The organism is Pseudomonas sp. PDM21, assembly GCF_014852505.2.
Lineage (GTDB): Bacteria > Pseudomonadota > Gammaproteobacteria > Pseudomonadales > Pseudomonadaceae > Pseudomonas.
The window spans coordinates 252,773-274,532 of record NZ_CM181223.1 but is presented as its reverse complement, the minus strand read 5'-3'; the positions used below and the strand labels follow the sequence as shown (position 1 = coordinate 274,532).

At 66.9% G+C, this 21,760-nt stretch carries 23 protein-coding genes; 9 read left to right on the top strand and 14 right to left on the bottom strand.

The window, feature by feature from the left end; all coding sequences use genetic code 11:
* Positions 1-84: 84 nt before the first annotated feature.
* On the bottom strand, positions 85-816 hold the full coding sequence (locus tag IB275_RS01345; RefSeq protein ID WP_192293975.1) for a class II aldolase/adducin family protein: 732 nt from the start codon (positions 814-816) through the stop codon (positions 85-87).
* 338 nt (positions 817-1,154) lie between these two features.
* Here IB275_RS01345 and IB275_RS01340 point away from each other — a divergent pair, with 338 nt between their 5' ends.
* The 7 genes from IB275_RS01340 to IB275_RS01310 all read left to right on the top strand — a co-directional run bounded on the left by IB275_RS01340 (position 1,155) and on the right by IB275_RS01310 (position 8,048).
* Positions 1,155-2,309, top strand: coding sequence for an LLM class flavin-dependent oxidoreductase (locus IB275_RS01340; RefSeq protein ID WP_192293976.1), 1,155 nt, complete (start codon positions 1,155-1,157; stop codon positions 2,307-2,309).
* A gap of 17 nt (positions 2,310-2,326) precedes the next feature.
* Entirely contained in the window at positions 2,327-3,379 is a 1,053-nt protein-coding gene (locus tag IB275_RS01335; RefSeq protein WP_192293977.1) for an ABC transporter substrate-binding protein, read from the top strand.
* A gap of 78 nt (positions 3,380-3,457) precedes the next feature.
* Positions 3,458-4,513: an ABC transporter substrate-binding protein gene (locus IB275_RS01330; protein WP_192293981.1), complete on the top strand. Its 1,056-nt coding sequence runs from the start codon at positions 3,458-3,460 to the stop codon at positions 4,511-4,513.
* The gene (locus tag IB275_RS01325) at positions 4,500-5,711 is read left to right on the top strand and encodes an MFS transporter (protein WP_192293983.1); all 1,212 of its coding nucleotides are present in this window, start codon (positions 4,500-4,502) and stop codon (positions 5,709-5,711) included. The genes IB275_RS01330 and IB275_RS01325 overlap by 14 nt, the downstream gene beginning before the upstream one ends.
* 3 nt (positions 5,712-5,714) lie before the next feature.
* Positions 5,715-6,473 (top strand): ABC transporter permease, encoded by a 759-nt coding sequence (locus IB275_RS01320; protein WP_192293985.1) that lies wholly within the window; start codon positions 5,715-5,717, stop codon positions 6,471-6,473.
* Complete coding sequence (locus IB275_RS01315) at positions 6,470-7,231, top strand: ABC transporter permease (RefSeq protein WP_192293986.1); 762 nt, start codon at positions 6,470-6,472, stop codon at positions 7,229-7,231. The genes IB275_RS01320 and IB275_RS01315 overlap by 4 nt, the downstream gene beginning before the upstream one ends.
* Before the next feature lie 22 nt (positions 7,232-7,253).
* Entirely contained in the window at positions 7,254-8,048 is a 795-nt protein-coding gene (locus tag IB275_RS01310; RefSeq protein ID WP_192294685.1) for an ABC transporter ATP-binding protein, read from the top strand.
* Positions 8,049-8,154: 106 nt separating this feature from the next.
* Here the strand turns inward: IB275_RS01310 and IB275_RS01305 are convergent, their stop codons facing one another.
* Entirely contained in the window at positions 8,155-9,813 is a 1,659-nt protein-coding gene (locus IB275_RS01305) for a SulP family inorganic anion transporter (protein WP_192293988.1), read from the bottom strand.
* A 472-nt stretch (positions 9,814-10,285) separates the two neighbouring features.
* Here IB275_RS01305 and IB275_RS01300 point away from each other — a divergent pair, with 472 nt between their 5' ends.
* The gene (locus IB275_RS01300) at positions 10,286-10,657 is read left to right on the top strand and encodes a multidrug/spermidine efflux SMR transporter subunit MdtJ (RefSeq protein WP_081518756.1); all 372 of its coding nucleotides are present in this window, start codon (positions 10,286-10,288) and stop codon (positions 10,655-10,657) included.
* The gene (gene mdtI / locus IB275_RS01295; RefSeq protein WP_024766311.1) at positions 10,651-10,980 is read left to right on the top strand and encodes a multidrug/spermidine efflux SMR transporter subunit MdtI; all 330 of its coding nucleotides are present in this window, start codon (positions 10,651-10,653) and stop codon (positions 10,978-10,980) included. The genes IB275_RS01300 and mdtI overlap by 7 nt, the downstream gene beginning before the upstream one ends.
* 188 nt (positions 10,981-11,168) lie before the next feature.
* Here the strand turns inward: mdtI and IB275_RS01290 are convergent, their stop codons facing one another.
* From IB275_RS01290 to flgB, 12 genes are all read right to left on the bottom strand, one after another.
* Positions 11,169-12,215 carry a hypothetical protein gene (locus IB275_RS01290; protein WP_192293990.1) on the bottom strand — a complete coding sequence of 349 codons (1,047 nt, stop codon included), beginning with the start codon at positions 12,213-12,215 and terminating at the stop codon, positions 11,169-11,171.
* 141 nt (positions 12,216-12,356) lie between these two features.
* Positions 12,357-13,271: a flagellar hook-associated protein FlgL gene (gene flgL / locus IB275_RS01285; RefSeq protein ID WP_192294014.1), complete on the bottom strand. Its 915-nt coding sequence runs from the start codon at positions 13,269-13,271 to the stop codon at positions 12,357-12,359.
* Between the two features lie 22 nt (positions 13,272-13,293).
* Positions 13,294-14,661, bottom strand: a complete 1,368-nt coding sequence (gene flgK, locus IB275_RS01280; RefSeq protein WP_192294016.1) for a flagellar hook-associated protein FlgK — start codon at positions 14,659-14,661, stop codon at positions 13,294-13,296.
* Positions 14,658-15,698: a lytic transglycosylase domain-containing protein gene (locus IB275_RS01275; RefSeq protein WP_192294027.1), complete on the bottom strand. Its 1,041-nt coding sequence runs from the start codon at positions 15,696-15,698 to the stop codon at positions 14,658-14,660. Before IB275_RS01275 ends, flgK begins: the two co-directional genes overlap by 4 nt.
* Positions 15,698-16,801 (bottom strand): flagellar basal body P-ring protein FlgI, encoded by a 1,104-nt coding sequence (locus IB275_RS01270; protein WP_192294029.1) that lies wholly within the window; start codon positions 16,799-16,801, stop codon positions 15,698-15,700. The genes IB275_RS01275 and IB275_RS01270 overlap by 1 nt, the downstream gene beginning before the upstream one ends.
* A gap of 15 nt (positions 16,802-16,816) precedes the next feature.
* Positions 16,817-17,479, bottom strand: a complete 663-nt coding sequence (flgH, locus tag IB275_RS01265; protein ID WP_138213236.1) for a flagellar basal body L-ring protein FlgH — start codon at positions 17,477-17,479, stop codon at positions 16,817-16,819.
* 2 nt (positions 17,480-17,481) lie between these two features.
* Positions 17,482-18,267, bottom strand: coding sequence for a flagellar basal-body rod protein FlgG (flgG, locus tag IB275_RS01260; RefSeq protein ID WP_081518763.1), 786 nt, complete (start codon positions 18,265-18,267; stop codon positions 17,482-17,484).
* A gap of 27 nt (positions 18,268-18,294) precedes the next feature.
* On the bottom strand, positions 18,295-19,023 hold the full coding sequence (flgF, locus tag IB275_RS01255) for a flagellar basal-body rod protein FlgF (RefSeq protein WP_192294035.1): 729 nt from the start codon (positions 19,021-19,023) through the stop codon (positions 18,295-18,297).
* 9 nt (positions 19,024-19,032) lie between these two features.
* Entirely contained in the window at positions 19,033-20,220 is a 1,188-nt protein-coding gene (gene flgE / locus IB275_RS01250; protein ID WP_192294037.1) for a flagellar hook protein FlgE, read from the bottom strand.
* Between the two features lie 36 nt (positions 20,221-20,256).
* Entirely contained in the window at positions 20,257-20,925 is a 669-nt protein-coding gene (locus tag IB275_RS01245) for a flagellar hook capping FlgD N-terminal domain-containing protein (protein WP_192294040.1), read from the bottom strand.
* Entirely contained in the window at positions 20,925-21,353 is a 429-nt protein-coding gene (flgC, locus tag IB275_RS01240; protein ID WP_081518767.1) for a flagellar basal body rod protein FlgC, read from the bottom strand. The genes IB275_RS01245 and flgC overlap by 1 nt, the downstream gene beginning before the upstream one ends.
* 4 nt (positions 21,354-21,357) lie before the next feature.
* Entirely contained in the window at positions 21,358-21,735 is a 378-nt protein-coding gene (gene flgB, locus IB275_RS01235; protein ID WP_192294042.1) for a flagellar basal body rod protein FlgB, read from the bottom strand.
* Between the last annotated feature and the right edge of the window lie 25 nt (positions 21,736-21,760).

The following is a 21,760-nucleotide window of genomic DNA, read 5'->3' as shown; positions in this document are numbered from 1 at the left end:
GGGGGTCATGCCCGCGATCTGCGAACGAAGTCCGTAGCCAGAAAAAAGCCCTCGCAAGAGGGCTTTTTCATGCCGGGCAGAAACTCAGGCCGCCGCGCCCAGCAGCTTCTGGCCCTGCTCCCAGAGGCCGGTCATCTTCCACTGCTGCTCCAGCACGCCGGGGCCGAATTCCTGGGAGCCGCCGAGGCTTTCGGCGAGGCCCTGGAAGTAGGCGCCTTCCTCCAGCAGCAGGATCAGCTTGGACGCCTTGATCAGGTCGTCGCCCCAGAAGGTCGCGCCGCCGTTGGCTTCGAGGATGGCCGGGGTGTGCGGGTTCTCGGCGAGTTTGTCGAGGATGAACAGCGGCTCGGGCTGGCGGCGGTCGATGTAGATCGGCAGCTCGCGGGCCAGGGTGACGCGCTGGGAGGCGGCGTAGCGGATCGGCAGCACGCGATGGGCGCTGGCCCAACCGCCGAGGTAGGCAGTGTGCACGTGGATCACCACGTTCACTTCCGGGCGCGCCTGGAAGATCGACGCGTAACGCTTGCCGTTGCCGCCTGCGCCACGGCCGCTGAGCGGAGTCGCGCCAGGGATGCTTTCGTCGAGGATCACTTCGCCGTCGTAGGTTGCAACGACCGCACGGATTTCCTGGTCGTCGGCCCAGGGGTTCGGCGCGTGGACGGCGATCACCTTGTCGCTGTCCGGTACGCGCACGTAGGCCTGGTAGGTGTTGCTGGCGGTGAGGGTGCGGCTTTCCTTGAGCACGCGGAAGGCCTTGGCAAAGTCGCGGCGGACCTGTTCGAGCTGGCTGGCGAGTTGCGGGTCGAGGGTGGACATGGAGTGCCTCCTGGCAGTCGGGGATGGATGAACCGCGTGGCGGTGTTCCACTGACTGAGCAGGACTTGTGCCACTAAAAAATATCAATACAAATCAATTAGTTGGATGAACAAAAGGCCAACAAACGGGCACCAACCCCGGCGAAACGGGCGAAATTGCTGCCCGCCCAGCATCCCCTGCTGACCCACTGCTGCTGTACAGACAAACGCCCTGCTGCCACAGCAGCACGCCAGCCTGAAAGCCCCGCCCCGCCTGGCCTTCAGGCTTTGGGCACAGCCCTTGCTCAAGACCCTGCACGAGCAGCACGACGCTGCCCCGCCAAGCAAAGGAGCATGGTCATGAGCACCGAATTCTTCTGGCGACTGCCGCTGGGCAGCGACGGTCCCTATCTTGCCTCGGACAAGAACAACCGCGGCAGCCACATCGAGCGCCCCGGCAACATCGCCCCGGGTCGCCTGCCCAACGGCGAGCCGGACGGTTTCACCTACATCGACTACATCGCCCAGGTGGCCAAGGCCGCCGAGATCGCCGGCTTCGAGGGCGCGCTGCTGCCCACCGGGCCGGAGCCGTGGATCGCCGCCGCCGCGCTGGCCCGCGAGACCCGCCGGATCAAGTTCCTGATCGCCTTCCAGGCCGCCTGGACCCTGCCGGCCTACGCGGCGCAGCAGGCGGCAATCCTCCAGCACCTGTCCCGCGACCGCCTGGAGTGGAACATCATCACCGGCGGCAACCCCGCCAGCCAGCGCGCCAACGGCGACTTCCTCGACCACGACAAGCGCTACCAGCGCACCGGCGAGTTCCTCGAAATCATCGACGGCCTGTGGAAGAACGAGCAGTTCTCCTACCAGGGCGACATCTACCAGCTGGAGAACGGCTCGCTGCCGATCGCGCTGCGCAACGTGCGCAAGCCCGGCGTGTATTTCTCCGGCTTCTCGGACCCGGCGCTGGACGTTGCGGCGAAGCACGCCGACGTCTACCTCAACTGGGCCGAACCCATCGACAAGCTCAAACCGCACCTGGAACGCGTGCGCGAGCTGGCCGACAAGCAGGGCCGCGAGATCCGCTTCGGCATCCGCATCGACCTGTTCGCCCGCGAGACCGAAGAGGCCGCCTGGAGCGAACTGCGCCGCCAGTACGAGCGCATCGACGCGCGCACCAGCGCCTTCATCAAGAACTTCGCCACCGGCTCGGATTCCGTCGGCGCCGCGCGGCAGACCGCCTACCACCAGAACGTCGAGCGCTTCGACGACCTGATCCTCGGCCCCAACCTCTGGGCCGGCTTCGGCAAGGCCAAGCCGGGGCCGACCATCGGCCTGGTGGGCAGCCACGAGAACGTCGCCGAACGCCTCGCCGAATACCGCGACGCCGGCTTCTCCACCTTCATCCTCGCCGGCAATCCGCACCTGGAAGAAGCCCTGCGCATCGGCCAGGAAGTCCTGCCGCTGGTACAGGGCAAACGCGCTGACATCCACGAACTCAAGGCCCGTGCCTGAGCCACAAGGAGCTGAACATGTCCCCTCCCCTCGATACCCTCTGGTACACCCGCTGCCCGGTGCCCACCGGCCTCGGCATCGCCGTGCAGAAAGGCTGGCTTGAAGAATCCCTTGCCGAGCAGGGCACGCAGATCAAGTCGCTGCGCGAGTCCGCCGACCAGGCGGTGCGCGAGTCGCACTTCGACCACACCCTGCAGAACTCGGTGCGCCACGGCGGCAACATCCCGGCCATCTGGGCCCGCGCCAGCGGCCGCGAAACCCGCGTGATCGGCCTGTCCTGGGCCGACGAGGCGCAACTGATCCTGACCACCGCCGAGAGCGGCATCCGCAACGTGCGCGACCTCAAGGGCCGGCGCTTCGGCCTGCCGGACTGGAGCGGCGCGCAGATCGACTTCACCCGCGCCCAGGCCATTCGCGGTCTGGAAAATGCCCTGCGCCTGGAAGGCCTGGAAGTGCGCGATCTGGAGCTGGTGGACTTCGGCCTGAAGGGCACCTTCAGCGACGAGGCGCCGGGCAACATCGTCGGCATCACCGGCCACGGCGGCAGCCGTCGGCGCAGCCAGAATCCGGAACTGGTCGGGCTGCTGCGGGGCGAGGTCGATGCGATCTTCCTCAAGGGCGCCCACGCCGTACAGCTGGCGCAGCAGTTCGGCCTGCACACGGTGATCGACACCGGTGCCCACCCGGAACCGCTGATCCGCGCCAACAACGGCACGCCGCGCACCCTGAGCGTCGACCTCAACCTGCTGGAGCAACATCCCGACGCCGCCACCGCGATCCTCGCCTCGGTACTGCGGGCCGAGGACTGGGCGCACCAGCACCCGGACGACACCCGCCGCTACCTGGCGCGGGAAACCAACAGCAGCGAGTTCTGGGTCGCCACCGCCTACGGCGAGGACGCCCACCTGCGCCTGCGCACCAACCTCGACGAAGGCTCGATCCTCGCCCTGCAGGACTTCACCGACTTCCTGCAGCGCTGGAACTTCATCCCGGCGCGCTTCGACGTGCGCGAATGGATCGACCCGCGCCCGCTGGAAGCCCTGCGCAGCTTGACCCAGAAAGCGAGCTGAACAACGTCGCGAGGGCGAGCCCTCTCCCCCAGCCCCTCTCCCTGAAGGGAGAGGGGAGCTATCGAATTCCGAGTCCCCATGAGCACACCGCTGGAAACCCTCTGGTACACCCACAGCCCCGTTCCCACGGGCCTCGGCATCGCCGTCGAATCCGGGCGCCTGGCCCAGGCCTTCCGCCCGTTCGGCACGCGCATCCAGTCGCTGCGCGAGTCGTCCGAACGCGAGGTGCGAGAAGCGCACTTCGACCATCACCTGCCCTACTCCGTGCGCCACGGCGGCAACATTCCGGCCATCTGGGCCCGCGCCAGCGGCGCACGCACGCGGGTGGTCGGGCTGTCGTGGAGCGACGAGGTGCAGCTCATCGTCAGCGCCCCGGACAGCGGCGTGCGCAGCATCCGCGACCTGCGCCACCGACGCTTCGGCCTGCCGAAGTGGGCCAACGTGCAGATCGACTTCACTCGCGCCCAGTCCCTGCGCGGTCTGGAAAACGCCCTGCGGCTGGAAGGCCTGGAAGTGCGCGACGTCGAGCTGGTGGACTACCCCTACGGCGGCACCTTCAGCGACGATCCGGTGCGCCATGTGTTCGGCGCCCAGGTCGCGCTCAAGGGCAACCGCGTGGTGCAGCGCAACAACGAGCTGATCGGCCTGTTGCGCGGCGACATCGACGCCATCTTCCTCAAGGGCGCCCACGGCCTGCAGCTGGCCCACGAGTTCGGCCTGCACGTGGTCATGGACGTCGGCTCGCACCCCGAGCCACTGGTGCGCTCGAACATCGGCACGCCGCGCACCCTGACCGTCGACCAGCAACTGCTGGACGAACACTTCGATGCCGCCGTGCTGGTGCTCGACACCGTGCTGCGCGCCGAGCAGTGGGCCTGGGCGCACCCCGAAGAAACTCGCCGTTTCCTCGCCCGCGAGCTGAACACCAGCGAGTTCTGGGTCGCCAGCGCCTATGGCGAGGACGCCCACCTGCGCTTGCAGACCAACCTGGCGGAGCGCTCGCTCAACGCCCTGCGCGACCTCACCGCGTTCCTGCAGCGCTGGGCATTCATCGGTAAAGACTTCAGCGTCGACGACTGGATCGACCCACGTCCGCTGGAAGCCCTGCTGGGGAAGATCGATGTCGCTATCTAGCCCGGCGCGGCCCGCCGCCTTCCTGCTCAACTTCATGCTGCTGGCGGCGTTCAGCGGCGCCACTATTGGCATGGCGAAGATCGTCACCACGCTGTACGCCATCAGCATCGGCGCCAACGCCATGCAGATCGGCATCATCTCGGCCATGGAAGCGCTCGGCATGGTGATCCTCACCCTGCCCGCCGGCTTCGTCATCGCCCGCTTCGGCGCGCGCCGCGTGTACTTCCTCGCCAGCCTCGGGCCGATGCTGCTGAACCTGGCCATCCCACTGTTCGGTGGGTGGCTGTGGCTGGCCTGTGCGCGGCTGCTGATCGGCCTGTGCATCCCGTTCCGCATCGTCGCCATGAACAGCGCCTTCCTGCGCCAGCTCAAGCGCATCGGCAACGACAAGGCCGGCTGGTACCGCGGCTCGCTGACTTTGGGGATGGGCCTGCTCGGCCCGCTGCTGGGCAACTGGCTGAGCGGCGCGGCGAGCTTCACCTGGGGCTTTGCCGCCATCGGCCTGTGCTTCGGCCTGATGGCTTTCTACAGCCTGGGTTTCTGGGAAGGCGAGGCACCCGCCGAGGACGTGCCCGTGGCCGCCGCCACCGGTGGGCTGCTGCAACAGGTCAGCGCCATGCTGGCCAATGTCGAGATCGCCGAGAGCTGCCTGATTGAGCTGCTCAGCGCCGCCACCAGCGCGCTGTTCGGCACCTTCATCCTGCTGCTGGCGATGGACGTCGCCGGCCTGTCGCAAGGCCAGGCGGTGAGCCTGGTGATGATCCAGGGCCTGGCCTCGGTGCTTGGGCTGTTCGGCTTCGGCTACCTGATCGAACGCAGCGGCCGGCGCCTGGCCTACGTCGGCAGCCTCGCCGCGGCACTGGCCGCACTGTTGCTGCTCGGCGTCGCCCGCGATTACTGGCTGCTCGCACTGGGCGGAGTGCTGCTCAGCGCGGCGGCGGCGCTCATCCACCTGGTGAACATGGCCCAGCTGGGCGAGCACGCCATGGACAAGAGCAAGATTTCCGGGCTGTTCAACCTCGCTTCCATGTCCGGCAGTTTTTCCGGCGCGCTGCTGGGCGGGGCGATCAGCCACTTCGTCGGGCTGGGCAACCTGTTCCTCTGCTGGATTCCCCTGGTGCTGCTGGCCGCGCTGTTCTGCTGGCAACGCAAGCAGCGCCGCCAGAGCGCCGGGCCATTGCTCGGACAGGAGGGCTGAGACATGAGCCGAACATTCGATCGCCTGAGCTGGTTCGCCTCGCCGCTGCTCCTGCTGCTGGCCTGGTTCGCCGTCGCCCGCGCCGGCTGGTTCCCGCCGCAGCTGCTGGTACCCCCGGCGGAGGTCTGGGCCAGCTTCCAGGACCTGCTGGCCAGCGGCGAGCTGCGCGAGCACGTGGTCAACAGCCTGTCGCGTCTGGCCATCGGTTTCTCCATCGGCGCCGTCGGCGGGCTGCTGCTGGGCACCGCCATGGCCCTGTCGAAGAACGTGGAGGCCTACTGCGCGCCGCTGTTCCATACCCTGCGCCAGGTACCGTCGATTGCGCTGATCCCGATGTTCATCCTGTTCTTCGGCGTGGAAGAGACCTTCAAGGTGCTGATCGTCACCAAAGCCGCTTTCTTCCCCGTGGCACTGGCCGCCAGCGAAGGCGTGAAGGGCATTCCGCGCAGCTACTTCGAGGTCGCCAGCGTGTACCGCCTGCCGCTGTGGAGCCTGCTGCGCGACGTTGCCTTCCCCGCCGCCGCACCGCCCATCGTCACCGGCCTGCGCATCAGTCTGAGCCGCGCCTGGATGGTGCTGGTGGCCGCCGAACTGCTCGCCGCCGACAGCGGTCTGGGGCAGATGATCGAGCTGAGCCGGCAGATGCTGCGCATCGACATCGTGATGGTCGGCGTGGTGGTCACCGGGGCCATCGGCTTCGTCCTCGACTTCGCCTTCCGCCTGCTGGAGAAGCGCCTGCTGCGCTGGAGACCGACGCCATGATCCGACTTCTCAGGAGTCTTCGCGGGCTGGTATTGCCGGCGCTGCTGATCGCCGCCTGGCACTGGCAGTCGCAACAGGGCGCCAGCGCCGCTTATGCCTTCGTGCCGCTGGGGCGCATCGGCGCCGGCTTCGCCGAGCTGATCAAGACCGGCGAGCTGTGGCTGAGCGTTTCCGCCAGCCTGCAACGCACCTGCCTCGGGCTGCTGCTGGGCGTGCTCGCCGGCTTTGCGCTGGGCGCCGGCATGGCGTTGTCACGGCCACTGGAGCGGCTGTTCGCGCCGCTTTATCACACGATCCGCCAAGTGCCGATCCTCGGCCTGATCCCGCTGATCGCCCTGTGGTTCGGCAGCGGCGAGCCGTCCAAGGTGCTGATCGTCAGCCTTGCCGCCTTCTACCCGATGACGCTGAACGCCTTCGAGGGCTTCCGCGACGTGGAGAAACGCTACCGCGAAGTCGGCCGCCTGTATGCCTTCGGCCCCTGGCAGCAGTTCCGCGAGGTCCTGCTGCCCGGCGCACTGCCCAGCCTGAGCAACGGTGTGCTGCACGCGCTGGCCTTCGCCTGGGTCAGCTCGGTGGGCTGCGAGCTGTTCCTGTCCACCGGCATGGGCCTGGGCAACCTGATGATGAACGCCGAGACCGGCTCGCGCATGGAGATCGTGGTGATCGGCGTGCTCAGCATCGGCCTGCTCGGCTACGCCATGAACCAGCTGTTCGCCCGCGCCGCGCGCCACCTGCTGCGCTGGCGCAACCTGCGCTGAACCCTCTATGAGTGCTTCGATCATGAACGCGATCCTCGACCCCGCCCTCCTTCCGGCCCAGCAGGCGCAACACGGCGCGCTGGCCATCCAGGGCCTGAGCAAGGCCTACGCCATCGACGGCCGCAACCTGCCGGTACTGGAAGACATCAACCTGAACGTGCGCCCCGGCGAGTTCGTCAGCATCGTCGGCGCCAGCGGCTGCGGCAAATCCTCGCTGCTGCGGCTGATCGTCGGCCTGGAGAACGACTACAGCGGGCGCATCCTCCTCGACGGCCAGGCCGTGACCGGCACCGGCCTGGAGCGCGGCATCGTGTTCCAGGACCACCGGCTGTTCCCCTGGAAGACTGTGGAGCAGAACGTCGCCCTGGCGCTGAAACAGCAGAAACTCAGCCGCGCCGAGAAGCGCGAGCGGGTGGCCGAGCACCTGGAGCTGGTAGGCCTGACCGGCTTCGAGCAGGCCTATCCGCACCAGCTCTCCGGCGGCATGGCGCAGCGCGCCGCCATCGCCCGCGCGCTGATCACCCGGCCCAAGGTGCTGCTACTGGACGAGCCCTTCGGCGCCCTCGACGCTCTCACCCGCGTGCGCCTGCAGCATGAGTTGCAGCGCATCTGGGTGCAGCAGCGCAGCACCATGATCATGGTCACCCACGACGTGGAAGAGGCGCTGTACCTGGGCGATCGGGTGATCGTCATGGACGCGCGGCCGGGGCGGATTCGCCATGAGGTGCGGGTCGATCTGCCGCATCCGCGTGAGCGCGGGCATGCTCGGCTGGCCAGGCTCAAGGACGAACTGCTGGCGGAGCTGATGCAGGGATGATTCTCCTGTAGGGCGCGTAACCCGGAACGGGTTATCTGCCCTACGGAACCACCGGGCGCCAAGGGAGCGTCAACGTAGGATGGCGTGGAGCGCAGCGATACCCATCCTACGTCCGCGTTTCGCCGGCAACCTCCGAGCTGGCAGCAGACAGCGCCGCCGGGAAATCCGGGTGATACCCCGCGCCGATCTCCTCCAGCACGCCCGCCTTGCGCAGCTTGCCGAGCACCCGCGCATTGGCCTCGCACAGGCGCACCTCGATGCCACGTCGCTGCAACTGCTCGATCACTTCCTGCAGGGTCTGCAGGCCGGTGATGTCCATGAACGGCACATGGCGCAGGCGGATGATCAGCACCTTCGGGTCGGTGTGGGTCTTGGCCAGCGCGCGCTCGAAGGTTTCCGCCGCGCCGAAGAACAGCGGCCCCTCGATGCTGTACACCAGCACACCGGGCGGCAGCTCGCCAAGGCCGCGGCCGCGCAGTTCCACCTCCAGCTCCGGGCCGTCGTCGGCGTGTACTTCCACCGAGGACGCCATGCGCCGCAGGAAGTGCAGCATGGCGAGGATCACGCCGATGTTCACCGCGATCACCAGGTCGCTGAACACGGTGAGCAGGAAGGTCACCAGCAGAATGGCTACATCCGCGCGCGGCGCGCGCTTGAGCATGAACAGGAAGTGCCGCGCCTCGCTCATGTTCCAGGCCACCACGAAGAGGATCGCCGCCAGCGCGCAGAGAGGGATGTTCGAGGCCAGCGGCGCGAGGAACAGCAGGATCAGCACCAGCGTCGCCGCGTGGGTGACGCCGGCCAGCGGGCTGTTGCCGCCGTTGCGGATATTGGTCGCAGTGCGCGCGATGGCCCCGGTGGCGGCAATGCCGCCGAACAGCGGGGTGACCAGGTTGGCGATGCCCTGGCCGATCAGTTCCTGGTTGGAGTCGTGGCGGGTGCCGGCCATGCCGTCGGCCACCACCGCCGAGAGCAGCGACTCGATGGCGCCGAGCATGGCAATGGCGAAGGCCGGGCCGATCAGTTCGAGCACCCGCGGCAAGGTCACTTCCGGCAGGCTGAAGCTGGGCAGGCCCTGGGGGATACCACCGAAGGCGCTACCGATGGTGGCGACACCGTCGAAGTGGAACAGCGACTGGATAGCCGTCACCACGACCATCGCCACCAGCGGGCCGGGCACTCGGCGCAGCGCAGCGATGCGCGGGGTGAACAGCACCAGCGCCAGGCTCAGCAGCGCCAGCACAGTTGTCGCCAGGTGCAGTTGCGGCAATGCCTGGACCAGGTGCCAGAGCTTCTGGTGGAAGTGCTCGCCGGTCACCGCCGGCAGGCCGAAGAAATCCTTCCACTGGCCGACCCAGATGATCACCCCGATGCCGGCAGTGAAGCCGACGATCACCGGCGCGGGGATGAAGCGGATGATGCTGCCCAGGCGGCTGACGCCCAGCAGCACGAGGATCGCGCCGGCCATCAGCGTGGCGATCTGCAGGCCATCCACGCCGTACTTGGCGGTGACGCCGGCGAGGATGACGATGAAGGCGCCGGTCGGGCCGGCGATCTGCACACGGCTGCCGCCCAGCAGCGAAACCAGCACGCCGGCGAAGATCGCCGTGTAGATGCCCTGCTCCGGCTTCACCCCGCTGGCGATGGCGAAGGCCATGGCCAGCGGCAGCGCGACCACCCCGACTATGACCCCGGCCACCAGGTTGCGCGTCCAGTGCTCACGGCCGAAGAGTCCGGCCTTCCAGGCTTCTCGCAGGGCGATCATCGCAGTCTCCGACAGGATTTCGAGCAAGGATGCTAGCAGGAGCAGCCCTTCGGCAACCCGGCGCAGGTCATGCCTGTGGCGCGCTGTCGCAGGCCAAATGCAGTGAACAGAATATTGCACAAGCCTGATGATGCGCAGGATCCAGGCGGGTTCGCAGGCGCCATTTCACGGGCGCTTATGACGCAAATCAGCTGGGTCGATTTGCCAGCGAAGCGAAAAATGGGCACAATATGTTCATTATGTTGAACATCAAGGCTCTACCTCTCCCCACTTCCCGCCTGGTTTCGCGCGAGCGTCACTGGACCGGCGACCTCTAGCTCCTCCCTTCGGCAATCACCTTCTGGTGGCGCCAAGCGCGGTGAACACTCACAGGTGATTCCCGCCCGAGTCGGCACCACCGAACCCGAACCGAAACCGCCGCAAGGATGCTCTTAGCGAGACTGCGCGCGGCTGCCCGTGGGAGGGCTTTACCATGCGTTCCTGGATCTATCTGTTAGCCGCCATCGGCTTCGAAGTCGTTGGCACCACCTCGATGAAATTCACCCACACGCTGTTCCCGGTCGCCGGGCTGCTGCTGATGTACGTGATGATCGGCCTGTCGTACTACTTCCTGTCGCTGGCCATCAAGCGCGTGCCGGTCGGCGTGGCCTACGCCCTGTGGGAAGGCATTGGCATCGTGCTGATCACCCTGGTCAGCGCCTTCTTCCTCGGCGAGCACCTGAGCCTGGACAAGGCCCTGGGCCTGGCCGTGATGATCGCCGGCATCCTGCTGGTGAAGTCCGGCACCCGTACCGGCCGTCATGAAGAGCGCCGTGAACTGAATGGGGAGGCCGTGACATGCTGAACCATGACCTGATTCCGATGGCCTGGCTAGGCCTAGCCATCGTCCTGGAAGTGATCGCCAACCTGCTGCTGAAGTACTCCGACGGCTTCCGCAAGCGCCTGATCGGCGCGGCCTCGATCCTCTGCGTGCTGGGCGCGTTCACCGCGCTGGCGCAGGCAGTACGCGGCATCGAACTGTCGGTGGCCTACGCCATCTGGGGCGGCTTCGGCATCCTCGCCACCGTCGCCATGGGCTGGGCCCTGTTCGGCCAGCGCCTGGTCTGGCGCGGCTGGGTCGGCCTGGCGATGCTGGTGCTGGGCATGGGCCTGCTGAAGCTGGCCTGATTGGCTCGATGTGAGCACGACAAAGGCGGAGCTGGGCTCCGCCTTTTTTATGCCTGGGAATTGGGTGCCCGCGACCGGCGTCCGCAGGACGCCCCGTAGGGCGCATAACCTGGAACAGGTTATCCGCCGCAGCCCGAACGGCGGATAACGCTGGCGCGTTATGCGCCCTACGAGAGGCTGCGGACGGGTCAGGCCAGCAGGCTGACCACCGCAAAGCGACTCAGGTTGGCCTGGGCCACTACCGTCTGCGCCGCTGCGCTGTAGTGCGTGGCGCTGCGCCCCATGCGGTCAAGCATGGACGCGGCGAAGGTGTGCGCCCACTCGCGCTCGTCCTCACTGGCGTGGCGATCGAGGAAGTCGCGGATGTCGTCCTGGCGATGGCGCAGCTGGTCGCGCAGACCGCCAATGCGATCCAGCGCCGACACCACCGAATCGAGCAACTGGCGCTGTTCGCGGAAAGCGTCGGTCTTGATCTCGGTGGGGAACGCCAGCAGCCCTTCTTCCTGGCTTTTCAGCCGAGTGTTCTTGCCCTTGGCGAACAGCTTGCCCTCGCCCTGCACCGCCAGCTGGCCCTTGAGCTGCTGCCAGTCGGCCTCGGGGGCGGAGAACTTCAGCGCGCCATCGCTATCGAGTTCGGCGCGGATGCCGGCCTGGCCGAGCGTGGCGTTGAAGCGGCGCAGCACCTGCTCGGTGCTCATGCCATCGTCCAGCACCACCGCCGCCGGCTCCCCGAGCTGACGCCCGGCGCTGAACAGCAGGGTTTCCTTACCCGAGCGCTGGATATCCTGTACCGACTCCAGTCCTTCGAGGCTGAAGCGGCTACGCACCGGTTCGTTCAGGCGCAGGCGGAAGTTGGCGTCGAGGCTGCCGTCCGAACGCTGGACGCGCTGCTCCAGCAGCTCGTTGACCTGCCGGGTGGCCTGGCGCACGCCTTCACGGTCCTGGGACTGCGGCGCGCTGAGTTCGCGGCTGAGGTTGAGCTTTAGGCCGCCCAGACGGTCCTGCAGGTCGCCCAGGTAGCTGTCGGCCGACTGTATGGAGGATAACTGCTGGTTGAGCTGCAGGTTGAAGCTGCCGCTCTTCTGCGCGCCCCGCGCCATCTGCGCGGCGTTCTCACTTTTCTCATCGTTCTTGCGCAGGGCGTTCTGCCGCTCGCCGGTGGAAGGCAGGATGACGTCGCGGCGGGCGCTCGGGTCGAAGACCGCAGCGGCCGGCAGTTGCTTGATGACCTTCATGGTGACCTCTGCACCGGATGTGCTTCCGCCCGACACTGTGGCCGGGCGGAGGCGGGATAAAAAGTAGGGGAACCGGGCGCTGCGCCGCCGATTGGCGTCCAGACCTCCTTGCGGCGCGGCCCGGCTCCCCTACGAAGAAACTTACAGGCGACTGAACAGCGACAGGTCGTTGAGCTTCAGGTAGGTCTTCTGCGTGGCCTGCAGCGCCAGCTGGTAGGTGTTCAGGTCGATGCTCGCGCCGGCGTAGTCCAGCTGCGACAGCTCGCCATTGATCTTCTGGTTCACCAGCGACACCTCCTCGTTGCTCGAGTTGAGCATGGTCAGGGTGTTCTGCCGTCCGCCCAGTTCGGTGATGGCGCCAAGTACGCCGTCGTGGGCGCTGTCGAGGCTGTCGATGGTCGCTGCGATCTGCGCGTGCACCGCGGGGTCGGCGACGTCCAGCGCCGGGTCCTTGAGCATCTTCACCGTGGCATGCAGCTGGTTGAGGAAGTCCATGTTGCTGCCGAAAACGCCCAGCGCGGTGACGTTCTCTTCCACCTGCACGCCGTTGGCCACGGCGGCCTGGCGCGACTTGTCGTTGCCGGTGGCGACGTAGGTATCGGTCAGCGGTTCGTAGGTCGCCGCGGCGGTGTCGCTCAGGGTCCCGGAGAACAGGTAGCGGCCTTCCTCGTCGCGCACGTTGACGAAGCTGACGATGGTCTTCTCGATGTTCTCCAGCTCCCCGGCCATGGCGTTGAGGTCGCCGCCGGTGTTGGAGCCGTTGGCCGCCCAGAGCAGCAGGTCGCGCACATTGAGCATCGCGTCGGAGGTCGCCTGCAGGTTGGTTTCCTGGGTCGACAGGTTGCCCGAGACGTTGCCGATGTTGGTGCGGTACTGCGCCAGGCTCGCTTCCTCGCGCTGAATGCGCAGCATGCGCACGCTGGCGATGGGGTCGTCGGAGGGCTGGAGGATGCGCTGCCCGCTGGACATCTGCTGCATCAGCTTGCCCAGGGCCGCCGAGTTGCTGTTCATCGAACCGCCCATCAGCGCGGTGATCTGTGCATTGGTAATGCGCATGGTGCTTTCCTTAGCCAGGGCCCTAGAAGGCCGCGAGCATCGAGTCGAACAGCTCCTTGGCGGTGCTGATGACTTTCATGTTGGCCTGGTAGGCCTGCTGGTAGGTGATCAGGTTGACCGCCTCTTCATCCAGGCTCACCGCGCTGACGCTGTCACGCTGGGCCTGCGCCTGGGTGGCCACGGTGGTGGCGGTCTTCTGGTCGGCCTGGTTCTGCCGGCTGGCGCTGGCGACCTTGCCGAGCAGGCCGGCGAAGGCGTCGTTGAGGGTCACCTGGCTGCCGTCGATGGTGATCGACTGGCCCTTGAGATCGAGCAGCGCCAGCAGGTTCACGTTGTTGCCGGACTCGCCCGCGGTATCCGACAGCGCCAGCTCCTCGGGCTTGAGGTCATTCACGCTGAGCATCGCCGTGGTGCTGCCGGCGTTGTAGGTGAGCAACGCCTGGCCGGCGTTGCCGTTGAGGTCGAAGCCATTGGCCAGGGTGTCGTTGACCATCTGCGCGAATTGCCCGGCCATCTCGTGCAGGGCGATCTGGTTCGGCCGCAGGGTGTCGTACTCGGTGTCGTACAGCGCACCGAGGGAGCCGCCCATGCCGTCCTGGGCCAGGGGGAAGCTGGTGCCGGCGAAGGTCAGGGCGATTTCCTGCTCGCCGCTGGCGGTGCGGCTGATCGCCAGTTGCCCGGCGGAGTTGCCGGCCACCAGCGGCTGACCGTTGGCGAGGGAGACGGTGAGCGAGCCGTCGGCCACTTCGTTGACGCGGATCGAGGCGTATTTGGAGAGGTCCTGCACCAGGCTCTCGCGGTGGTCGCGCAGCGCGGTGGTATCGCCTCCGGAAGAGCCGACTTCGACGATCTGCTTGTTCAGCGCGGCGAGGTTGCTGGTCAGGCCGTTGATCTCCCCGACCATGGAACCGCGCTGCTCCTGCAGGGCGCGCAGCTGGCTGTCGATGTTGCCGGACAGGCCGTTGAAGCGCTGGGCGAGGTTCTTGGTCTCGTTGACGATCTGCTGGCGAAGGGCGACCGAGCCGGGCGTGGCGGTGGCCTCGCTGAGCGCCGCGAAGAAGTTGTCCAGGCCGACGCTGATGCTCGAGCCTTCGCCACCCATCAGGCCTTCCAGCGCGGACAGATACTGCTGGCCGCTGTCGTAGTAGCTCTGCTCGGTGGTGGCGCGCCACAGCTGCTGGTTCTGGAAGTCGTTGGCCATGCGGCGGATGCTGGTCACCGTCACACCGCCGCCAACGTTCAGACCACCCTCGCCGGACAGCGAGGCGAGCACCGGGCTCAGCCGGCTGAAACCGGGGGTGTTGGCGTTGGCGACGTTCTGGCCGGAGGTGGCCAGGGCGATCTGCGCCGCGCGCAGGCCGCTGTAGCCGATCTGGCTCAACATACTCAAGAGGCATTCTCCTTCGACTCGAGGCGGATCGGCTGGGCAAACGCCGCCGAGGCCGGTCGGGAAACAAATTCGGGCTGTTGTCCCTGATAGGCGACGTAATCACTGTGGCGCTTAAATCCTTCCTGCGGCGCGTGCTTCAGGCCGCTCTCCGGCGACAGGCCGCTGCCGGGGATGCGCGCCGGCGCCTGGGCCTCGCGCACGCGACGGAGCACGCCGAGGGTGTAGTCGCGGGTTTCCTCAAAGGGAATGCTGCGCACCCAGTCGGCCATGCCGATCTGTCCGCTGCGCGGATCGCCGTTGTTCTTCAGCCACTCATCGACCTTGCCGGGGCCGGCGTTGTACGCGGCCAGGGCGAGCACGTGCTGGCCGTCGTAGCGATCAAGCATCTTGCCCAGGTAGGCGCTGCCCAGGGCCTTGTTGTACGCCGGGTCGCTGGTCAGGCGCTGCTCGTCGTAGGGCAGGCCGAGTTCGCCGGCGACTTCGCGGGCGGTGTCAGGCATCAGCTGCATCAAGCCACGCGCGCCCTTGGGCGAGACGGCGGCGGCGTTGCCGCCGGACTCCTGGCCGATCACGCTGTCCACCAGGGTGCGGAAGCCCGCCGTGCCCTGCTGCCAAGCGTGGGCGAGACGGTCCACGCCACGCTGCCAGGTATCCACCAGCGGGTTGCGGCTGGAGACCGAGTGCCGGCGCAGCGCCTCGCCGCTGTCGGCGAGCGCCACCGGCTCGGTGGTGTCGGCAGGCTCGGCAGAGAGCTGTCGCACCAGCAGGTCGGCGATACCGGTCTGCTTGCGCGAGGCGAGGTGCTCGGCCAGCGCTTCGTCGTAGAAATCGCGCATCGTATCGAGGTCGCGGCTGCGCAGCGGGCTGCCGGCGGAGAGCACGTCGCCGGCCTTGCGCATCTGCTTGAGTATCTGCTGCAGGAACATCGCCTCGAACTGTTCGGAGGCCGCCTGCAGCTGCTCGCGGCGAATCTGCTCGGGCGACTCGCCAGGCTGGCCGCTCGGCACGATGGGACGGTTCAGGGACGTGATGCTCATCAGATCACCACCAGCTCGGCATTCAGCGCGCCGGCCTGCTCCAGCGCCTGGAGGATGCTCATTACGTCATCCGGCGTCGCGCCCAGGCTGTTCACCGTGTTGATGATGCTTTCCAGGCTGGTGCCCTCGGGCCACTTGAACATCGGTTTCTTGTCCTGGCTGACCGAGACGTCCGACTGCGGGGTGACCGCCGTGGTGCCGTTGGAGAAGGGCCCCGGCTGGCTGACCTGGGGGTTCTCGCTGATGGTCACGGTGAGCGAGCCGTGGGCGACCGCGGCGGCTTTCACGCGCACGCCCTGGCCGACCACCACAGTGCCGGTGCGGCTGTTGAACACCACCTTGGGCCGGGTGCGGCCTTCCTGCACTTCCATGCCTTCGAGCATGGCCATGAAGCTGGTGCGCTGGGCCAGGCTGACCGGGGCGCGGACGGACACCTTGGTGCCGTCCAGCGCAGTGGCGGTGCCGGAGCCGAAGCGTTCGTTGACCGCGTTCATCACCTGGTTGGCGGTCTGGAAGCTCGGCTTGCGCACGTTGAGCATCACGTCCGGGCGCTGGGCGAAGTCGCTGGGAATCATCCGCTCGATGGTCGCGCCGTTGGGAATCAGGCCGCTGTTGGCGCTGTTGATCGACACGCTGGAGCCGCTCTGGCCCTGTGCATGCAGGCCGCCGACCACCAGGTTGCCCTGGGCCAGCGCATAGACTTCGCCGTCTACGCCCTGCAGCGGCGTCATCAGCAGCAGGCCGCCGCGCAGGCTCTTGGCGTCGCCCAGCGAGGACACGGTGACGTCGATGGTCTGTCCGGCGCTGTAGGACGGCGGCACGCTGGCAGTGACGCTTACCGCGGCGACGTTCTTCAGTTTCGGGTCGACGTTCGGCGGCAGGTTCACGCCGAACTGCTTGAGCATGTTGGCCACCGACTGGTTAGTGAACTTCACCTGGTTCTTGTCGCCGGTGCCGTCGAGGCCGACGACGAGGCCGTAGCCGATCAGCTGGTTCTCGCGCACGCCTTCGATGTCCACCAGGTCGAGCAGCGGGATGGCCAGCGCCTCGACCTGCCAGGACAGGCACAGCAGCGCCAGCAGGCGGGAAAGATGTCTACGCATGGAGTGCTCGCCTGCTTACATCGGGAACAGCGGGTGGGTGAAGAAGCGCGTCAGCCAGCCGGCCGAGTTGCTGTCGTTGAGCACGCCGCGCCCGGCGTAGGAAATCTTGGCGTTGGCGACGTTCTGCGAGGACACCTGGTTGGAGCGGTTGATGTCGTCGATGCGCACCAGCCCCGTGAGGCGGATGAACTCGTCGCCCTGGTTCAGGCGCAGGGATTTTTCGCCCTTCACCAGCAGCACGCCGCCGGGCAGCACCTTGTGCACGGTCACCGCAATGGAGCCGGAGAGGGTGTTCTGCTGCGAGCTTTTCGCCGAACCGGTGAAGTCGCGGTTGGCCGTGGCGGACGTTTCCAGGCCGCCGTAGTCCTTGGTCAGGATGGTCGGCACCGGCACATCCAGGCTGGACTGCTTGCCGAAGCTGGTGCCCGCGCTCTTGCTCGACTGGGTGGACTCGCTGAGGACCACGGTGACGATATCGCCGACGCCGATGGCGCGCTTGTCGCGCAGCAGCGAGCCGCCATAACCGGAACGGAACAGACCGCCGCTGGTGGTCGGCGGCTGGCTGTAGTCCAGCTCCGGGGGCTGGTAGGTCGAGGAATCCTCGTCCGGCAGCATCTCGTCGAAGCTCTGGCATCCGGCGAGCAGCGCCAGGGCGAGCAGCAGGGCAAGGCGCGTCATGGTCAGACCGTCTGGTTGAGGAACTGCTGCATGCCCGACGCGGCGTCGAGCACCTTGGCGTTGGCCTCGTAGGCGCGCTGGATGGCGATCATGTTCACCATCGCTTCCACCACCTGCACATTGGAGCCTTCCAGCACGCCCTGCTTGAGATTACCCAGGCCCTCTTCGCCCGGCGTGCCTTCCTGCGGCTCGCCGCTGGCGGCGGTTTCCTTGTAGAGGTTGCCGCCGAGGGCTTCCAGGCCCGCCGGATTGGTGAAGCTGACCAGGGTGATCTGGCCCAGCTCCGTGGGCAGAGTCTCGCCCGGCAGCACGGCGGTGACGATGCCGTCGCTGCCGACGGTGAAGCGACTGGCGCCGGCCGGCACTTCGATGTTCGGCGTCAGCGGCAGGCCCTGGGCGTTGACCACGATGCCTTCGTTGTTCAGCTGCAGCTGGCCGTTCTCGGTGTAGTAGGTATCGCCGTTGGGCGCCTCGACCTGGAAGAAGCCGCTGCCGACGATGGCCAGGTCCATGGGCTGGCCGGTGGTCTGCATGCTGCCTTCGGTGAACACCTTCTGCGTGCCGACGACGCGCACGCCGCTGCCCAGCTGGATGCCCGAGGGCACGGTGTTGACCTGGTCAGCCTGGGCGCCAGGTTGCAGCTGCACCTGGTAGAACAGGTCCTCGAAGACGGCGCGGTCGCTCTTGAAGCCGACGGTGTTGACGTTGGCCAGGTTGTTGGCCACGGTGGACATCGCGGTGTCCTGGGCTGCCAGGCCGGTCTTGCTGACCCAAAGTGCCGAACTCATGTTGTGCTCCTGTCTGCGCGCCGCGGGTTAGCCGCCACGGATCATGCGGTCGCCGGCCTCGGCAAGATCCGAGGCGGCCTTCATCATCTTCACCTGGGTCTCGAACCGGCGGTTCAGGCTCATGGTCCCCACCAGCTGGTCGATGGCCGAGACGTTGCTCTGCTCCAGGTGCCCGGAGACCAGGCGCACGTCCTCGCTGGCGGCGACGTTCTGGCCGTCCTTGCTCACCAGCAGGCCCTGGGCGTTCTTCACCAGAGAGGCAGCCGGCGCGTCCACCAGCTTCAGGCGGTCGACGTCGGTCATCATGAAATCACCGCGAGGCATCACCGAAATGGTGCCGTCGCTGCCGATGGCGATGGCGTCGTACTCGGGCAGGGTGATCGGCCCGCCCTCGCCGAGCACGGCGCGGCCGTTGATCATGAGCTGGCGGTCAGCGTCGATCTCGAGGTTGCCCTGGCGCGTGTACGCCTCGCCGTTGCCGCTCTGCACGGCGAACAGGCCCTGGCCCTGGATGGCGACGTCGAGGTCGCGCCCGGTGGCCATCAGGGTGCCGGCGCTCATGTCCACGCCGCTGCTCTCGATGCGCGCGAGGTGGCGGCTGTCATAGCCGGCGCCGCTCACATCGACGGCGGTGGCGTGCTCCAGGTCAGCGCGAAAACCGGGGGTGTTGACGTTGGCGAGGTTGTTCGCGCGCACGTCCAGCGCCGCCATGCTACGGCTGGCGGCGGTCATTGCGGTGTAGCCGAGGCGATCCATGACGAGTCCTTAGATGGCCGAGAACAGGACCTGGGTGAGTTCCTTGTCGGTGGTCATCACCTTGGTGTTCGCCTGGTAGTTGCGCTGGCCTTCCATGAGGCCCACCAGTTGCTGGGTGATGTCGACGTTGGAGCCTTCCAGGTTTCCGGCCGACAGCGAGCCGAACTGGCCGATGCCGGGCACGCCGATCAGCGGGGCGCCGGAGGCGGAGGTCTCGGTCCAGGCGGTGCCGCTCTGGTTCTGCAGGCCGCCGCTGTTGATGAAGTTGGCCAGGGCAACCTGGCCCTGCAGCATGCGCTGGCCGTTGCTGTAGTTGACGTAGACCTTGCCGTCGTTCTCCACCGCGATGCCGGTCTGCTCGCCGGCGGCGTAGCCGGTGGTGCGGTTGGTGGTGACGACAAAGTCCGAGCCGTACTGGCTGGTGCCGGTGTAGTCCAGCGAGATGTTCATCGGGTCGACACCGGGCAGGGTGAAGCCCACCGGCACCGAAGCGATCGGCGAGGACAGCGAGCCGTCGGGGGCGAAGGTCAGTGACTGGGTGGCGCCGACGGCATTGCCGTCCACCGCGTAGTGCGCGTCCCAGGTGTTGGTGCCGGTCAGCACGAAGTACTGGGTCAGGGTGTGCTCCTTGCCCTGGGAGTCATAGATCTTGCTGGTGTAGGTGGAGTTGTAGGTCTCCACCTTCTGCGGGTCGAACGGCGAGATGGTCGGCACCGTCTCGTTGGAGTCGAGGTTGGCGACGAACTCCAGCTTGTCGGTGGCCTTGGCCGGCAGGTTGGCGGTCTTCACCTGCAGGTCGGAGACGGTGCCCACCAGCAGGTTGCCGGCGGCGTCGGTCGGGTAGCCCTGCAGGCGCTGGCCGGTGGCGTTGATCAGGTAGTTGGCGTTGTCCTGGCTGAACACGCCGGCGCGGGTGTACTGGGTGTCGCCATTGCCGCTCTTGACCACGAAGAAGCCGCCGCCGGAGATGGCGAGGTCCAGTGCGCGGTTGGTCGACACCAGCGAACCGCCCTGGCTGATGCTCTGGGTGGTGCCGGCGACTTCCACGCCCATGCCCTTGCCGTCGGCGTAGACGCTGCCGAACTCGGTGCGCGAGGACTTGAAGCCCACGGTGCCGGAGTTGGCGATGTTGTTGCTGATGGTGTCCAGCTGCTGGGTGACGGCGTTCAGGCCGGTCAGGGCGATGTTGAAGCTCATGGCGTTATCTCATCCTAAGAGGGGGGAAGCAGGCGCTCAGGCGGCCTGGCCCTGACTGAATTCGACGATCTTGTAGAAGGGCACCGAGCCTGCGCCCTCGACTTCCAGCACCGGGCCATCGGCGCTGACGCGGACGTTGTGCACCAGGCCGGACACCTCGATACCCGGCGTCTCGCCGCTCTCGGTCTTGACCGCCAGGCTGTACTTGCCGGGCTTCAGGCCAAGCGCTTGCGGGTCCACGCTGAAGGGCACGGCACCGGCTTCCTGCGGGCCGAGGGTGATGTCGGTACGCACGCCGTTGGCGTCGGTGAGCTGCAGCACGGTGGTGGCCGAGGCGTGCTCCAGGGTGATCTGCCCGCTGACCTTGTCGCCGTCCAGTTGCAGGCTGTCGGCGCTGACCTTCACTTCCTGGCCGACCAGGCCGGCGGCGGTGAGGGTCTGCAGGTTGTCCATCAGCACCAGGTTGTTCTGCTGCAGGGTGGTCATGTTCTGCATGCTCTTGACCTGCGCCATGGCCGAGTACTGGTTGATGAACTCGGTGCTGTCCACCGGCTTGGTCGGGTCCTGGTATTGCACCTGGGCGACCAGCAGGGTGATGAAGCTGTTCTCCATGTCGGTCAGCTCGCCGAGGTTGACCGCCTGCTTGGGCGTGTCGGACGAGGTACCGCTGGTGGTGGTGCTGGTGTCGTTGTTGACCGTACTCATCAGGCGTCTCCCAGTTTCAGCAGGCTGGACTGCATGCTCTTCACGCGGTTGAGCACTTCCACGCCGGTCTCGAAGCTGCGGGTGGCGGACATCATGTCGGTCATCTCTTCGATCTCGTTGACGTCCGGGTAGTAGACGTAGCCGGTGGCGTCGGCCAGCGGGCTGCCCGGCTCGTAGCGGCGCTGCGGCGAGCGACCGGAGGTCACCACGTCGAGCACCTGCACGTGGGCGCCGCCCATGCCGGCGCCACGGGTCAGCTGGTCGTTCTCGTAGACGGCGGCGAACATCGGCTTGCGCGCCTGGTACACAGCGTCCGGGCTGTTGGCGGCGGAGTCGGCGTTGGCCAGGTTGCTCGCCACGGTGTTCAGGCGCACGGTCTGCGCGTTCATCGACGAGCCGGCGATGCGGTAGATGGAATCGAATGCCATGGCGTCAGCGTCCTTCGATGGCCTGCTTGAGGCCGCGGAATTTCAGGGTCAGGAAGGTCAGGCTGGTCTGGAAATCCATCGCGTTGCGCGAGAACTCCGCCTGCTCGGTGGACAGCTCCACGCTGTTGCCGTCCTGGGAAGGCTGGTTGGGGATGCGGTACTTCAGGTCCGGGCGCGCGGCATTGATGTTGGTGCCAGCGCTGGCCAGCAGGACGCCGGAGCTGTCCTGGCGCTGCATCTCGGCGGCGAAATCGATGTCCCGCGCCTTGAAGCCGGGGGTGTCTTCGTTGGCCAGGTTGGAGGCCAGGATTTCGCTGCGCTGCATGTGCAGCGAGAGGGCTCTCTCGTGGATACCCAGGGTCTCGTCAAACCGTATACTCATTCGCGCAACCCGCTCTCGTCGTTCG